The 17,199-nt window shown below is 61.9% G+C and carries 4 protein-coding genes; 3 read left to right on the forward strand and 1 reads right to left on the reverse strand.

What is annotated here, in order from left to right; genetic code table 11:
* Positions 1–668: 668 nt before the first annotated feature.
* Positions 669–11,390, reverse strand: a complete 10,722-nt coding sequence (locus PKE98_RS18265) for a retention module-containing protein (RefSeq protein ID WP_271196757.1) — start codon at positions 11,388–11,390, stop codon at positions 669–671.
* A gap of 458 nt (positions 11,391–11,848) precedes the next feature.
* Here PKE98_RS18265 and PKE98_RS18270 point away from each other — a divergent pair, with 458 nt between their 5' ends.
* The 3 genes from PKE98_RS18270 to PKE98_RS18280 all read left to right on the forward strand — a co-directional run bounded on the left by PKE98_RS18270 (position 11,849) and on the right by PKE98_RS18280 (position 17,067).
* Positions 11,849–13,210, forward strand: a complete 1,362-nt coding sequence (locus tag PKE98_RS18270) for a TolC family outer membrane protein (RefSeq protein WP_271196758.1) — start codon at positions 11,849–11,851, stop codon at positions 13,208–13,210.
* 306 nt (positions 13,211–13,516) lie between these two features.
* On the forward strand, positions 13,517–15,676 hold the full coding sequence (locus PKE98_RS18275; protein WP_271196759.1) for a type I secretion system permease/ATPase: 2,160 nt from the start codon (positions 13,517–13,519) through the stop codon (positions 15,674–15,676).
* Between the two features lie 32 nt (positions 15,677–15,708).
* The gene (locus tag PKE98_RS18280) at positions 15,709–17,067 is read left to right on the forward strand and encodes an HlyD family type I secretion periplasmic adaptor subunit (RefSeq protein ID WP_271196760.1); all 1,359 of its coding nucleotides are present in this window, start codon (positions 15,709–15,711) and stop codon (positions 17,065–17,067) included.
* The last annotated feature ends 132 nt before the right edge of the window (positions 17,068–17,199 follow it).

Raw genomic sequence — 17,199 nt, forward strand, 5'->3', positions numbered from 1 at the left:
CTGAAGGGCCATCCATGGCCCTCATCCCTCTCCGCGGCTCCCGGCCGCTACGACCCCCTACGCAACGACTCCACTCGGCCTGGCGCTAAAGGGGCGGGTAGATCACAAGCGGTAGATCAAAAGCCAGATCAACTGCCCCTCTCCCCCGGCCCCTCTCCCGCACGCGGGCGAGGGGTGACTTATGGCGACGATCGCATTTGATTTTGTAGGAGCCAGCTTGCTGGCGAACCCTGCAAACACAACTCTCGAATACCTTTTCCAGGATTCGCCAGCAAGCAGGCTCCTACGAAAAGCGCCCCCTCTACCGCCTGCGGGAGAGGGTTGGGGTGAGGGGCCTTTGATCTGCTTTTGATCTTGATCTGCCCGCCCCTTGAGCGCAGGCCGAGTGGAGTCGCCGTGGAAGGGGTTGAGCGGCAGGAGCCGCGAAAGGCAAAGACGGGCCATGGATGGCCGCGTTTTGCCGGCCCCTGGAGCGGCGACGTAGCGAGGGAAGTTTTCACGCAGTGAAAACCCAAGGTGGGGCGAGATTTTTTGGTTTCTTTTTCATCGACTGGAAAAAGAAACTCGCGCGTAAGGCGCGAAACAAAACGCTCAGCGCACGCGGTAACGAATACCACCGCCATAAAAAAAGCCCGCCATAAAGGCGGGCCCAAGTCAGGAACAACCGTCTAAACCGTATCAGTCTTCAACGTATGGTCATTAAGCATCCCATTGATCACCGTCGCCGCATCCGGCCCACCATAGGCCGCCGCCAGATCCACCCCGGTCAACACCACACTCTGCGCCACGCCACCGCCAGGTGTCGTACTGATATTCACCGTCGTGGTACTGCCAAAGTTGAAGCTCAGGTAGTCATCCAGCGCCGTACCGGTCTGCGTAACCCCGGACAGCAGTTGCGACAGATCGAGCACATCCGAGTTGGCACCGGTGAGGGTGAAGTCACTGATAGTGTCGGTGCCGCCCAGCCCGCCTTTTTCCCAGATAAAGGTGTCGTGGCCATTGCCGCCATTCAGGGCGTCGTTGCCCACACCGCCCACCAGGAAGTCAGCCCCACTGCCACCGCTTAGGCTGTCAGCACCCTTGCCGCCATACAGGTAGTTGCTGCTGCTGTTGCCGGTCAGGGTGTCGTTGTAGTCCGAGCCGATCAGGTTCTCGATGCTGCTGAAGGTGTCCACGCCACCGCCGCCGCTGGAGGTACCGGTAGCAAGGTTGACGACCACCGCCGAGTTGGCGTCGATGTAGCTGGCCGTATCCACCCCGTTGCCGCCGTTGAGCGCGTCATTACCGGCACCACCAGCCAAGATGTCATTGCCGTTGCCACCGTTCAGCGTGTCAGTGCCACCCAGGCCAATCAGAATGTCATTGCCATCGTTGCCGTTGAGGGTGTCGTTGCCGCCGTCACGACCGAGCAGTATCTCGTCGCGGAAGGTGCCGTCCAGGGTGCTTTCACCACTCTGACCGCGATCCACGGTAACCACGGACGTATCCAACGCCGTGCTGCCATCGATAGAGGCGGTGTAGGTGAAGCTGCCGCCATCGCGAGCGTTGTTGCTTTCCTCGTTGAATACCGGCGCGGTGGCGTTATGGGTGACGGTGCCGTCTACCGCATTACCCGAAGCGATAAGCGACAACAGGTTGTGGCTGGGGCCGGTGTCGTTGGCGAGCAGGGCCCAGGCTGGAATTGAGATCTGGTCAATGCCTGATTGCGCCTCGCCGTTGGTCAGCACCAGATCATCGCGCACCACCATCGGTGCCTGCCCGGCGCTGATGGCGATGTTCAACGCGGCACTGGCGGTGTCGCCGTCCAGGTCGATCAGGGTGAACAGAATGCTCGCCGCAATCGCCGTGCTCACCACACTCGGTGGCGTGTACGAGTACGCGCCGCTCGCCACGTTCACCGCCAGGCTGCCACCGGCACTCAAACCGAACGAGAGTACGCCTGAGCTGTAGGTGAAGCTGGCGCCAGAGGTGGCTGTCACGACGTTGGAGGTTTTGTCGTAGGTGTAGGTTTTGCCGTCCACGGTCAATGACCGGACATAACCACCATCAGCGCCAAAGCTGCCGCCTGCCGTGAGGTTACCGTTAAGTGGCGAGGCCTGGGCGGTGCTGACCAGCACCTGTGTAAGGGTGTTGAGGTCAGTCACCACGGTGCCGTTGGTGTTGCCGCCGCCCGCGGTGCCGTTATAGGCGATGGGGTTGAGCTCCGTCACGCTCACGCCGGTGCCCATGCCCAAGGCGTAGGCCCGCACGTTGTTGCTTGAGAGGAAGTTGATCCAGGCCTGTTCTTCGGAAATCCCCGCACCACCGGTTGGCCAGTTGCCGGAGCTATTGGGGTCATTGGAAATGCCCGCGTCGTTGCTTGGCTCGTTAGGCTCACCGTCGGAGAGGAAGTACGCCACGTTCTGCACGTTGCCGGTCGCCACCTTGCCGCCATCGCTACCAGTCTGGCCGTAGGCGGCAATCGCCTTGATCAGCGCATCGTCGTAGTTGGTGGTGTTGGTCGGTTGCAGCGCCAGCACAGCCGCTTTCGCATCGGCAATGCTCACCCACACTTCTTCAACGGTGGCGGTGGTGGAGAACGACACCACGCTCACTTTCACATCGCCCAGTGCGTCGTACTGCTCGAACAGTTCCAGCAGCGCGTTCTTCGCTATATCCATACGGCTCATATTGCCGACCCCGGAGCCGTCACCCATGCTGCCGGAGTTATCCAGCACAATCATCAGGTTGGTGTTCAGCGCCGCAGAAGCCTGGCCGCTCTGGGTGATATTCGCCGCGCTCGGTGCGTCGTCACGGAAGCTGATGGCGTTGCCCAGGTTCAGGGTAGTGCTGGCCGAGTCGCCGTCGGTGTCCTTGACCGTTGCCACCAGTTGCAGCAGATCGGCCGCCGCCAGACCCGTGGCTTGATCCGGCCCGGCATTGGGCAGGTGCAAGATGGCACGGGCCTGGTCGAGCGTGACCTGGCCGGTGGCGCTATCAACCGAGACGGTGAACACCGTGGTGCCACCCACGCGGCCAACCACGTCGTTGCCCACTTTGTACATCAGCACATCGCTGCCGGTAGCGCTGTCTTTAAGGCCACTGTTAACCCCGGCAGCACTGACATTCAGGCTGTAGGTAGTAGAGGCAAGCCCGTCTGCGCCGCCCGAGGCCGTAAAGGCGCCGGCGAAGTTACCCTGGGCGTTGGCGGCCAGGTTGGTTTCGTCCACTTGCAGAGTCAGCGGCGTGGCGTTGCTCAGGCTGATGCTCGGGCCGTCATCCTTGAAGCTGATGGCGCTGCCCAGGTTGAGGCTAGCGCTGGAGCTGTCGCCGTCCTTGTCCGTTACGGTGGCCACCAGTTGCACCAGGTTGGCAGCGCTCAGGCTAACTTCCTGATCGACTCCGGTGTTGGGGGAATGCAGCACAGCGCGCGCCTGGTCGAGGGTCACCGCACCGGTGGTGCTGTTGACCGACACGCTAAACACCAACTCATTGCTGCTGGCGGTACGGCCGACAATCACCCCGCCCTCGTTGCTTAGCAGCACATTCTGGCCGGTGGCCGAATCATCCAAGCCACTGTCCACACCCGCCGCGCTGACTTTAAGGCTGTAGCTGGTGCTGGCAATGCCGTCGGCGCCGCCTGCGGCTGTAAACGAGCTGGCGAAATTCGCTGTCGCGTTGCTAGCCAGGTTGCTTTCATCCACTTGCAGGGAATCGGCGACCGCCGTACCGGCGCTTATGCTTGGCGCATCGTCTTTGAAGCTGATGGCGCCGCCCAGATTGAGGGTCGAGGTGGCGGTGTCACCGTCCTTGTCGGTTACCGTGGCAGTCAGTTGCACCAGGTTACTGGCGGCCAGGCCAATGGCCTGATCCGGGCCGGTATCCGGGCTATGCAAGATGGAACGCACCTGATCCAGTGTCACCGCACCGGTGCTGCTGTTGACCGACACACTGAACACCAGCTCGTTGCTACCCGCTGTGCGCCCGACAATCACCCCGCCCTCGTTGCTCAGCAGAATGTTCTGGCCAGTGGCTGAATCATCCAGGCCGCTGTCCACACCCGCCGCGCTCACCTTCAAGCTGTAGCTGGTACTGGCCACCCCATCGGCGCCACCTGAGGCGCTGAAGGAGCTGGCGAAGTTGGCAGTGGCGTTGCCGGCCAGGTTGGTTTCATCTACCTGCAAGCTGCCCAGCGTGGCATTGGTCAGGCTGATGCTCGGGGCGTCATCTTTGAAGCTGATGGCGCTACCCAGATTGAGGGTCGCACTGCTGTGGTCGCCGTCATAGTCTGTGCGGGTGGCGGTGAGTTGAATAATGCTGGCGCCGCCCAGCCCGGCGACCTGGTCTGGCCCACTGTCAGGGCTGTGGGAAATCGCCAGGCGCTGGTCGAGCGTCACGTTGCCTGAGGCATCCACCGACACCACAAAGGAGGTCGCACCGCTGGTGCCCACCCGTCCGACAATATCGTTGCCCACTTTGTAGAGCAGGATGTCGTTGCCCGTGGCGGTGTCTTTCAGGCCACTGCTGACCCCGGCTGCACTGACAGTGAGGCTGTATGTGGTGGCTCCGCCGACATCGGCGCCGGAACCGCCGGTGAAGGCGTTGGCGAAGCTCGCGGTGGCATTGCCGGCCAGGTTGGTTTCGTCCACCTGCAGAGTAGGAACCGGCGTGGTGGCCAGGCCAACCACTGGTACGTCGTCTTCGACTTGAATCAGGAACCCGCCGGCCAGGGCCAAAGGATTACTGGCGCCGTCGGTGGCCTTGAGAATACTGGCGAAGTTCAGCGTCAGCAGTTCGTTGTCGTCGCCATTGCCGGTTGGGTGATCCAGCGGCCCCTTCAGGGTAAAGGTGTAATCGCCGTCGCTTTCCACCTTCAGCGTAAACACCTCAGGTCCGCTGGCGCCCGCTTTGGCTGTCAGTGTGTCACCCGACACGCTGTATACCAGCGCCGTGCCGTGGGAAGTGGCCGCCGTCAGGCCGCTGGTGTTGGTCAGCAGGCTGAACTGCGCGGTCGCCGGGCCAGACACCAGGTCACCGACATTGCCGGTGGCGATGGTGTTCACCGTATCGCCATCGGTGATGCCGTTGGCCACTTCGTCTTCGTCCACCCGACCGATGACTGGGCTGGCGTCTTCGACGTACACGGTCAGTGTGGCCGATGACGGGTCGCCGTCATGGTCGATGATGGTGTAGGTAAAACTTTCCACCTGGTCACCGGTAACCGAAGGTGGCGCGGTGTAAGTCCAGCCGCCGGTGCTGAAGTTGAACGACAGCGTGCCGCCCAGCGCGGTGGTGATATTGCTCAGCGAGTTGCCGCTGATGTTTGCGCCGGCGCCACTTGGGTCGATGGTGTTTACCCCGTCCCAGGTGTAGGTCACGCCATCGACCTGAATCGACTGGATATGACCAGGGCCGTCAGCGCCATAGCCGTCGTCATCGCCACCGCCCACCGCATTGTTGTTGCCCAGCAGCACATTGCCGTTCACCACACCGGCCACCTGCCCCACCAAGGTGTCCACCAGATCGGCAAAGTCGCCCACCAGAATCGGTGCACCGCTACCGTCCAGATCCACCTGTTGCAGGTGCGCGGTATCGATGCCATTGCCGACACCGATGGTGGTGACGTTGATGTGGTTGCTGTCGACGAAGTTGTTCCACTCGATGGCGCCGGCATCGCTCAGAGAATTGCCGCCGCTACCGGTGTTCTGGTTGGGGTTGCCGTCACTGATAAAGAACACTTGGTTGCTAGCCCCGGGAATCGGGGTGAAATCAGTAACGACCTGGTGCACCGCATCGGTGAAGTCGGTGTTGCCGTCAAACGGCCGTGTGCCGCCGGTGGCCGGGTTGAGGGCGTCGATCTTGGCCGCGAAGTCGGCGTAGTTGTCGAAGGTCGGGTAGGACTGCGCGTCGCTGGAGAACACCACGATCTGCGCGTGCACGTCGCCCGTGGTGGCAGCAAACAGTGCCTGGGCCGCCGCTTTCACCGCCACCAGCATCTGGTTCAGCTCGCCGTTGTCGATGCTGCCGCTGAAGTCGAGCACAAACGCGGTGTTAAAGCTCTGCGCTGGCGCCACCTGCACATAGGCCTGGTCGCCTTTGGCCAGCGGGGTGTCGTCGTCAACGTTGATGCTCAGCGTGCCGATGGCCTTGTCGCCGTCCTTGTCGCTCACCTGATAGCCCAGGATGAATGACTGGTTGTTTTCCGCTCCGCCATCGGGGTGATCAATCGGCGCGTTCTGCGTCACGGTGTAGGCGCCGGTGCTGTTGTTCAGCGCTACGGTGACCACCGTTGTGCCGCCCTGCTTGATCAGCAGTGCGCCGCTGGGTGAGGTGTCGTAGGTGAAACCGCTCGGTGCACCCGTGGTTAGCCACTGGATAGACCCGGCGCCGTCGGCACCATAGCTGTGGGCCAGGGTACCGGTGGTATTTACCCCGTCGGCATCATCACCAATGCCGCTGGCGTTGCCATTGGGCAAGGTATCGTCATCGATGAACGCCGTACTGTTGCTGGTAACACTGGGGCCGTCGTCTTTGAAGCTGATGGCGTTGCCCAGGTTCAGCGTGGCGCTGCTGTGGTCGCCGTCGTAGTCGGTGATGGTGGCGGTCAGTTGCACCAGATTGGCGGCGCTGAGGGAGGCCGCCTGATCGACGCCTGTATCCGGGCTGTGCAGGATCGGGCGTTGCTGATCCAGGGTAACCACGCCATCGCCATCCACACTCAGGGTGAACACGGTCAGGCCGCCCGCCTTGCCGACTACGGTATTGCCCTCTTTGTACAGCAGGATATCCGCGCCGGTGCCGCTGTCTTTCAGGCCGCTGTTGGCGCCTGCGCTGCTGACATTCAGGCTGTAGGTGGTGGTGCCTGCAGCGTCGGCGCCGTGCTGGCCGGTGAACGAGCCGGAGAAGTCATGGCTGGCGTTGACCAGCAGATTGGTCTCATCCACCTGCAGCGCAGCCGGGGTCGCATTGCCGGCGGCAATGGTCGGTACGTCGTCTTCGATATTGACCAGGAAGCCACCGGCCAGTGGTAGCGGATTAACGCCATTGGTGGCTTGCAGAATGCTGGCGAAATCCAGGGTCAGCTGTTCGTTGTCATCGCCATTGCTCACCGGGTGATCCAGCGGGCCTTTGAGGGTAAAGGTGTAATCGCCGTTGCTTTCAACCTGCAGGGTGAATACCTGCGGGCCGCTCGGGCCGGCTGTGGCGGTGAGGGTATCGCCCACTACGCTGTACACCAGCGCCACGCCATGGGAGGTGGCGGCCGGCAGGCTGCCGGTGTTGGTGCTGAGGCTGAACTGCGCGCCGCTGCCGGCCGCACTCAGGTCGCTGACGCTGCCAGTAGCGATGGTGGTGAACGCGTCGTTATCGGTGATGCCGCCGGCCAGTTCATCTTCATCGACGGTGGCCACCACCGGCGAGGTGTCTTCCACGTACACCGTGAGGGTGGCCGAGGATGGGTCGCCGTCGTGGTCGACGATGGTGTACTGGAAGGTTTCCACCTTGTCGCCGTTCACCGAATCCGGGGCGCTGTAGCTCCATGCACCGGTGGCGAAGTTGAACGAGAAGCTACCGCCGCCGGGGGTGGTGATGCTGTTCAACTGGCTGCCGCTGAAGTTGGCGCCACTGCTCGGGTCGATGGTGTTCACGCCGTCCCAGACATAGGTCACGCCGCCCACCTGAATGGACTGGATATGTCCTGCGCCGTCCGCGCCATAACCGTCATCGTCGCTGGTGCCCGCCACGCCATCGCTGCCGTTGAGCACGTTGCCGTTGACGAAACCGCTTACCTGATCCAGCAGGGTATCCACCAGATCGCCAAAGTCGTCCACCAGAATCGGCGTGCCGCTGCCGTCCAGATCCACCTGTTGCAGGTGGGTGGTGTCGACGCCATTGCCGACACCAATGGTGGTGACGTTGATGTGGTTGCTATCGATGAAATTGTTCCACTCGATGGCGCCGGCATCACTCAGCGAATTGCCGCCGGTGCCGGTGTTCTCGTTGGGGTTACCGTCACTGATAAAGAACACCTGATTACTGGCCCCGGCAATCGGGGTGAAATCGGTGACCACCTGGTGCACGGCCTCGGTGAAATCGGTATTGCCTTCGTACGGCCGGATGCCACCGGTGCTGGGATTGATGGCGTCGATCTGCGCGGCAAAGTCGGCGTAGTTATCGAAGGTCGGGTACGACTGCGCATCGCCGGAGAACAGCACGATCTGCGCATGCACATCGCCGGTGGTGCCGGTGAACAGCGCCTGGGCCGCGGCTTTCACGCCCACCAGCATCTGGTTCAGTTCGCTGTTGCTGATGCTGCCGCTGAAATCCAGCACAAACACGGTGTTGAAGCTTTGCCCCTGGCCCACTTGCAGGTTGGCCACATCGTTTTGCGCGACCGGGGTGTCGTCGTCCACATTCACTTGCAAGGTGCCATTGGCCTCGTCGCCGTCCTTGTCGGTCACCTGGTAGTTGAAGGTAAATTCCTGGTTGTTTTCGTTGTCGGCGTTGGCGTGGTCAATGGGCGCGTTCTGCACCACGTTGTACTCGCCGGTACTGCTGTTGAGGCTCACGGTCATCACCGTGGTGCCGCCCTGTTGCACCAGCAGGTCGGTGCCCGAAGTCTGGTAGGTAAAGCCGGCCGGCGCACCGGTGGTGAGCCACTGGATGGAGCCTTCACCATCGGCGCCATAGTTATGCGCCAGGGTGCCGCTGACATTCTGAGCATCGGCATCGTCGTTCACGCCACCGGCAATGCCGTTGGCCAGGGCGTCGTCATCGAGTAGTACCAAGGCATTGCCGGAGGTACTGGGGCCGTCATCGTGGAAGCTGATGGCGTTACCCAGGTCGAGGCTGGCGCTGCTGCTATCGCCGTCGCTGTCGGTGATGGTGGCAGTGACCTTGATCAGATCGCCCGCCAGGCCCGTGGCCTGATCCGGTCCGGTATCGGGGCTATGGATAATCGCCAGTTGCTGGTCGAGGGTCACCTCGCCCGTGGCGCTGTTGATGGACACCACAAACGAGGTGGCGCCGGCGGCGCCGCCCACCTTGCCGACGATGTCATCGCCCACTTTGTACAGGAAGATATCGTTGCCGCTGGCCGAGTCTTTCAAGCCGCTGTTGGTGCCATCGGCCGCCGAGGTCAGGCGGTAGGTGGTGCTGCCGGCGCCATCGGCACCAAAGTTAACGGTGAAGTTGCTGCTGTAGTTGGCGTGGCCATCGACGCCCAGGTTGCTGTCATCCACTACCAGGCTGCCCACGGCGCTATTGCTGACGCTGATGGTCGGGCTGTCATCGTTGATGTTGACGGTCAGGGTGCCGCTGGCCTGGTCGTTGTCGCCATCGGTGACGGTAATGCCAACGTTGAGGGTGATGTCGTCTTCGGTATCCAACGCTTCATGAATCAGCGGTTGCAACAGGGTGACGGTGTAAGCGCCGGTAGCGGGGTTGGTGAGCTCTACTGTCACCAGCGAGCCGCGGGCGGAGCTGATGGTAAGGGTGTTGGTGCTGGCATCCCAGGTCGAGGTGACGCTTTCGCCACCCAGAGTGGTGGGGCCGCTCAAGGCAACGCTTTGCAGGCCATCGCCGCCGGCGGCGTAGTCGAGGTTGCCGCTCACGGAGGTAGCGGCGCCATCGGCATCGCCGGGGCCGCCGGGGATGCCACCAGAGAGGCCGTCTTCATCCAGCCCGCTGACCTTGGTATTACCCACGCTGGGCACATCGTCTTCAACATCGATGGTGAACAGGCCAGTGGCCTGGCCGAAACCTACCACCGGGTCGCCGTCGAAATCGGTGGCGGTCAGCAGGTGGGTAAAGTCGATACCCACCACCTCGCCGTTGCCTAGCAGTTCACCGTCGTTGCCATCGGCATTCAAGTGATCAAGCGGGCCTTGCAAGGTGAAACTGAAGCTGCCATCGGCCCCTACTTGCAGGGTGAACACGTCATAGCCGGGGCCGCTGGCGGTCAGTGTGGTGTAGCTGCCGTCGGCGGCGGCCTCCACGGTATAGGTGAGTGCCACGCCGCCCGAGGTCAGGCCCTGGGCCTGCATCAGGGCGTTGGCATCCTCGGTTCCCACCAGGCCAAACGAGCCGATGCCATCGGCACCGAAATTCACCAGGCTGGTCAGCGAGCCAGGGCCGGCTTCAATGCCCGCATGCACGGTTTGCGCCGGGTCGTTGTCGGCGCCTTGCGGGTCGCTGTCTTCGTTGTTGCCCTCGTAGGGGGCATTCAGGGGTGGCTGAGCAGGCAGCGCCGCGAGAGTCGGGCCCTCGCCTGACGGTGCCTGGGTAAGCGCATCTTCGTGCACGGTGCCGCCCACATGGGGGAAGGCCTGCACGGCCGGGCCGTCGCCATTGCCTTCGCCCTCGAAGGTCACCAGCTCGGGGCTGTCGTCGTTGACGTTGACCGTCAGGGTGCCGCCCGATGGCGTGCCGTTTCCGTCGGTGATGGTGTAGCCAAGTTGCAGATTCAGGGTGTCTTCGGCGCCCGCCACGGGGTGATCCAGCGGCAGTTGAACTTCAAAACTGAAATCGCCGGTCAGCGGATTGGTGTTGGTGGCGGTAAACACCACGGGACCATCTGCGCTGCCCTGGTGGGCTGTAAGAGTGGTGCCGTCGGCGCTGATCACCGCGACCAGCGCCAGACCGTGTGAGGTGAGGCCGGACAAATCCACGGCATTCCAGGAAAACCCGCCAGGGCCATCGGCGCCAAAGCTGTAGCCGAGGTTGCCGGTCAGCGAGGCTGGCACGCCGGGCTGGTCATCGCCGTACGGGCTGCCTTCGAGGCTGCCCGGCAAGTCGCTGTCTTCGTCCAGGTCAATGGTGACATTGCCGGCATCCGGCGCAGGGTCGGCGGCCGCCACGTTGATATCGGGCCGACCGGCTTCGGGTTCAGGAAATTCAGGGCCGCGAATCAGGCCTTCGGTGGGGAAACCGATTTCCGGCGCAACAGAACCGGCTGTTTCCGACAGCAGCACAAATGAGCGGCCACCCCCGGCGCCGCCTGGGCCGCCACCGGTGCCGGCACCTGGGCCTGCGGCAGTCGCTTCACCGGCTTGGGTTGGGTCGGCACCGGCCTCGATGGCGGCTTGCAGTTGTTCGACATCAGTCAGTTGCTGGTCGGTGGGCGCGGCTTCGTTGCCGTTGGCCGGGGGAGTGTCGGTCGCGTCGGGCGGCGCACTTTCGCCGCTGCCGGTCTGGGCCAGCATCGAGCCGTCGAGGGTCAAGCTGCTTTCACGGCCAAGGGTCAATTCCTGGCCATTGGTCAAGGCGACCGCCACTGCACCCTCATGACCGGTTACCAGCTGATCGCCGGCAAACACTCGATCACCTTCGGTGAGTTGACGTCGCGATCCATCGCTCGCTACCGCAAAGACCTCGCCGATAGTTTTACTGACGACACCAATCAACGTAGCCATGATTCCTTCCTCGGTACTGCTGCCAACGACCGTCGACACGCATTTTCAAAAGGGCCAACAGCCTTTCAAAACCTGAGGAATACCGTAAACACGCCGAAAGTTAGGCAGTGATGAATTACATCAAAAAGCCATGACGTCAAAAAAATATCGCCCTAGCCTGCTCAAACTGCACAGCAGTATTCACCCCGTTCCAAACGCTCTAAAACAGCAATTGGCCATACTTGACAAGCCCCGTCGAAGCCAAAGACCCCGCGAAACGTGACTTGTAGGCAAAAACAATGTGCCCGTTCTCACATCTTGCATAAGATTGTTTATTCATAAGACTTGTTCCAAAAATTTCTTAGGTCTGTCAAAAGATGTTCTTAGCTGGAATGTTACAAGCCTGAAACGGTCTAGTAGGCGCATAAGCCAATTTATTGGCATACCAACACAACGTACACACACCTGGAGAAGTACCCATGCCTGCACTATCGCCCCTATGGAGTAGCGTGCTGCTGGCCTTGTTCTGCGCCCAAGCGCAGGCAATGAGCCTGTCCGAAGCCATCCAAAGCACCATCGACACCCACCCAGAGCTGCAAGCCAGCATCAACGACCGCCGCGCCAGTAAAGAGCAGGTGGGCGTTGCCCACGGCGGCTATTTCCCGGTGGTTGATCTGATCGGCGGTTATGGCCGTGAAGAAACCGACAGCCCGACTACCCGCGCACGCGGCAACGGCAGTCATGACAAAGAGCAGCTGGACTACGGCACCTCTCAGTTACGACTGCGGCAAATGATCTTCGACGGTTTTAATACGCCCAACGAAGTGGCGCGCACCGAAGCGGTGGTCAACTCGCGTTCGTATTACATTCAGGGAACCGGTGAAGACCTGGCGCTGCGCACCGTCGAGGTGTACCTGGAAGTGCTGAAGCGTCGGGAGATGGTGGCGCTGGCGAAAAACAACCTGCAGGCCCACCAACGTATGGGCGACCAGATCAACCTGCGCAGCCAGCGCGGTGTGGGCAGCAACGCTGACTCCGACCAGTCCGCCGCGCGTCTGGCCCTGGCGGCCAACAACCTGTACACCGAAGAAGTGAACCTGCAGGACGCTGAAGCCAACTTCCTCAGCGCCGTCGGCCGTCCGGCCGATGAGCTGGAAGCGCCGGCGTCGATCAAGGGGCAGATTCCCGAAGACGTCAACGAAGCTCGCCAGCGTGTGGTCGATAACAACCCGCTACTGAAATCGGCGCAAGCCGACGTGATCGCCGCCGAGAAACAATATGAGGTGGCCAAGTCGCCCTTCTACCCGCGCCTGGATGCAGAGTTGGCCGCCAACGCCAACAACAACACCGCCGGCGAAGAAGGCCACGACAACAACTGGCGCGCCGGTGTGGTGATGACCTACAACCTGCTCAACGGCGGCCGCGACAAAGCCAACTTGCAGTCCACCGCCTACCAGATCAACCAGGCCATGGACATCCGCAACAACGCCCTGCGCCAGATTAACGAGAACGTCACCCTGGCCTGGAACGCCCTGCGCAACGCCCGCCTGCAAACGCCGATGGCACGTGATTACGCCGACTACACCAAGCGCGTACGCATGGCCTACCAAGACCAGTTCGGCCTCGGCCAACGCACCCTGCTCGATTTGCTCGACAGCGAAAACGAGCTGTTCACCGCCAACCGCCGCTACACCGAGGTGCGCTACACCGAAGAATTTTCGATGTACCGCCTGCAATCGGCCATGGGCGAGCTGTTGCGTCAGCAAGGCACCGTGCTGCCCATCGAAGCCACTGCCCTGAGCGAAGTGAAAAGTGCTGCACAGCTGCCGTCGATGAAGTAGTGAAAGCAGGTGCGCACACCTCCCGACGAAGCGGGTACGCACGCGCAGAATTGGATTCCGATTTGTCGGACCACCGCCTTGGCGCAGATAACGGGGTCGTTTAGGACTTCCTATTCATCTGCGCCAAGGTGGGATCCAGAATGGCGTGGCGTACACCTGTTTCCGCCAGCGGCGTATGGAGCGCATCGAGCGGTATCAGCCCCGACGTAGAAGTCCGGCAAAAAGATTGTGTGAACGCGTCCACAAAGGCGTGTTCACACAGCAGTCAGCCGAGTTCTCAAGGTCTGAATCAGGAGTAGCGAGACTGTGACCACCATGGAAAGGACCGGGCCCACCGGCGACCCGCGCTTAGACCACGACGACCCGTTGCTCGACGGGTTGCTGATTCTCTGCAGTTTGCATAACACCTCCGCCAGCCGAGGCAGCCTGAGTGCTGGCCTGCCGCTGCCCGAACAACGTTTGAGCCCCGATTTGCTGCCACGCGCCGCCGCCCGTGCCGGCCTGCAAGCACGTTTGCTGCGCCGTGACCTCAATGCCATTTCCGCACTCAACCTGCCGGTGCTGCTGCTGTTCAAAGGCGGGCGCTGCGCCGTGCTGCGCGAGTGGGGCCCCGACAACAAAGCGCTGATTTTGCCCAGCGAAGCCGAAGGCGGCGAGCAATGGGTCAGCCGCGAACAACTGCAAAACGAATACGCCGGCCAGGCGCTGTTCGCCCGCCCCCGCCACGAACTCGAAGACCTGCGCACGCCGCTGGTGCCCAGGGTTGAGGCCTGGTTTCGCGACACCCTGAAGCTGTCGCGCTGGCTGTACGCAGACGCGGTGCTCGCCAGCCTGCTGATCAACCTGCTGGGCATGATGGTGCCGCTGTTTGTGATGCAAACCTACGACCGCGTGGTGCCCAACCAGGCCACCGCCACCTTGTGGGTACTGTCCATCGGCCTGCTGCTGGGCACCCTCTTCGAGTTGCTGCTGCGGGTACTGCGCTCGCACCTGCTGGATGTGGCCGGTAAAAAAACCGACGTGGTGCTTTCGGCCACCTTGTTCGAACGGATCACCGGCATGTCCATGGTCGCCCGGCCAGCGAGCATCGGCGGCTTTGCCCAGAGCATTCACGACTTCCAGGGCCTGCGTGAATTTCTCACCGCCGTGACCCTCACCAGCATCATCGACCTGCCCTTTGCCTTGCTGATGATTGTGGTCATCGGTTTGCTGGGCGGCTGGATCGTGGTCATCCCGCTGCTGGCCTTTCCCATTACCATCGGCTTTGCCTTTATCATCCAGTCACGGCTGCGCGACACCGTGCAGAAAAGCCTGGCCCTTGGCGCCGAACGCCAGGCCCTGCTGATCGAAACCCTGAGCGGCCTGGAAACCCTGAAAGCCTGCGGCGCCGAAAGCGAGCGCCAGCACAAATGGGAAACCACCCACGGCGCCCTTACCCGCCTTGACGCCCATGCGCGCAACCTGTCGGCGCTGGCCACCAACGGCACGCTGTTTCTGCAGCAGTTCTCCGGCATGGCCACCATCATTGCCGGCGTGTACCTCATCATCGACGGCAACCTCAGTGTCGGCGCCCTGGTGGCCTCGTACATGCTGGGCAGCCGGGTGATGGCACCGCTGGGGCAGATCGCCGGGCTGATCACCCGCTACCAACAAGCGCAGATCACCATGCGCAGCACCGACGCCATGATGGCCATGCCCCAGGAACGCCAAGCCAGACAGCGTCCCTTGGAGCGCACCCAGCTCAAAGGCGCGCTGGACATGCACAAGGTCAGCTTTACCTACCCCGGCGCCAGCGGGCCGGCGTTGGTGGGTGCGAGCCTGCATATGCAGGCCGGTGAACGCATCGGCATCATCGGCCGCAGCGGCTCGGGTAAAAGCACCCTGGCGCGGCTGATCATGGGTTTTTACACCCCCGAAGAAGGCCAGCTGCTGCTCGACGGGCTGGACCTGCGGCAACTCGATGTAGCCGACCTGCGCCACCAGATCGGCTACGTCGCCCACGACCTGCCACTGCTCTCGGGCAGCCTGCGCGACAACCTGACCCTGGGCGCACGTTACGTCAGCGATGCGCGCATGCTTGAAGTGGCCGAAATGACAGGTGTCAGCGAGCTGGCCCGCCAGCACCCGCAAGGCTTCGAACGCCCGGTGGGCGAGCGCGGCCAACTGCTCTCCGGCGGGCAACGGCAAGCCGTGCTGCTGGCCCGAGCGCTGCTGCTGGACCCACCGATACTGGTGCTCGACGAGCCCACCAGCGCCATGGACAACGCCAGCGAAGAAGCCCTCAAAGCCAAGCTGCAACCCTGGATTCAGGGCAAGACCGTGCTGCTGATTACCCACCGCACGTCCATGCTCAGCCTGGTAGACCGCCTGATCGTGCTCGACAACGGCCAGGTGATGGCCGACGGGCCCAAAGATGCCGTCATCGACGCCCTGCGCAAAGGCCGCATTGGCCAGGCCTCGGTGTGATGTTCACGTAACGACTGTTCAACGGAAAAACCATGGACCTGAGCCAACCCCCACGCGGCTACTTCCAAAGCCTGCGGCAGAAAAAACAAGACACCGAGTTTATGCCCGAGGTCGAAGGCACCGTGCGCGAAGACTCGCCCTGGCTCTCGCGCATTACCTTGTGGGTGACCTGTGCCCTGCTGCTCACGGCGCTTGGTTGGGCCAACTTTGCCGTGCTCGATGAAGTGACCACCGGCGAGGGCAAAGCCATTCCGTCGAGCAAAGTGCAGGTGATTCAAAACCTGGAAGGCGGCATCGTCACCGAGATCTTCGTGCGTGAAGGGCAGATGGTGAACAAGGGCGACAAACTGATGCGCCTGGACGACACCCGTTTTCTCTCCAACCGCGGCGAAACCGAAGCCGACCGCACCGCCCTGGTGGCACGGGTAGAACGCCTGTCAGCCGAAGCCGAAGGGCGGCCCATGCAGCTCTCCCCCGACATTCTGGAAAAGGCCCCGCAACTGGCCGCTGACGAACTGGCCCTGTACAGCTCGCGCAAAAAACACCTGGAAAGCGAGCAGCGCACCCTCAACGAACAGCTGCGGCAAAAGACCCAGGAACTGGCGGAGTTCCGCTCCAAGGTCGAGCAGTACCGCTCCAGCCTGGGGTTGCTGCAACAAGAGCTGAATATGTCCGAACCGCTGGTGGGCACTGGCGCCATTTCCCCGGTGGAAATCCTCCGTTTGCGCCGCAGTGCCGTGGAAATTCGTGGCTCGTTGAACTCCACCACCCTGGCGATTCCGCGCGCCGAAGCGGCCATCGACGAAATCAAAAGCAAAATGCAGGAATCGGACCTGGCGTTTCGTTCCGACGCTTCGAAAGAGCTAAACGAAAAACGCACCGAGCTGCAGAAAATTACCGCCACCAGCGTGGCCATTGATGACCGCGTAAGCCGTACCACGGTGACCTCTCCCGTGCACGGCATTATCAAGACCCTGAAGATCAACACCATCGGCGGCGTGGTGCAGCCGGGCAGCGACATGCTAGAAATTGTGCCACTGGAAGACAACCTGCTGATCGAAGCCAAAGTGCGCCCGCAAGACGTGGCGTTCCTGCACCCAGGGCAAAGCGCGATGGTGAAATTCACCGCGTACGACTACACGATTTACGGTGGGCTAAAGGCCAAGCTGGAGCTGATTTCGGCGGATACGGTAACCGACGACAAGGGCAACAGTTTTTACCTGATTCAGGTGCGGACCGACCGAAATCACCTGGGCACTGATGAGCATCCATTGCTGATCATTCCGGGGATGGTGGCCAACGTCGGCATTGTGACCGGGCACAAGAGCGTGCTGGACTACCTGCTCAAGCCCGTACTGAAAGCGCGCTCCGAAGCCATGCGCGAACGCTGATTTACTTTCATACGTGTGCTCACCCCGCGCACGCAACGGTGCGCTTGATCTGGCTTTCGTAGGGTGTGCTCCGCGCACCAGCGATCACCCCGCTTACGCAACGGTGCGCACAGCACACCCTACAAGAGCAAA

Origin of the sequence: Pseudomonas turukhanskensis, assembly GCF_027922365.1 — a bacterium.
GTDB classification, from domain to species: domain Bacteria; phylum Pseudomonadota; class Gammaproteobacteria; order Pseudomonadales; family Pseudomonadaceae; genus Aquipseudomonas; species Aquipseudomonas turukhanskensis.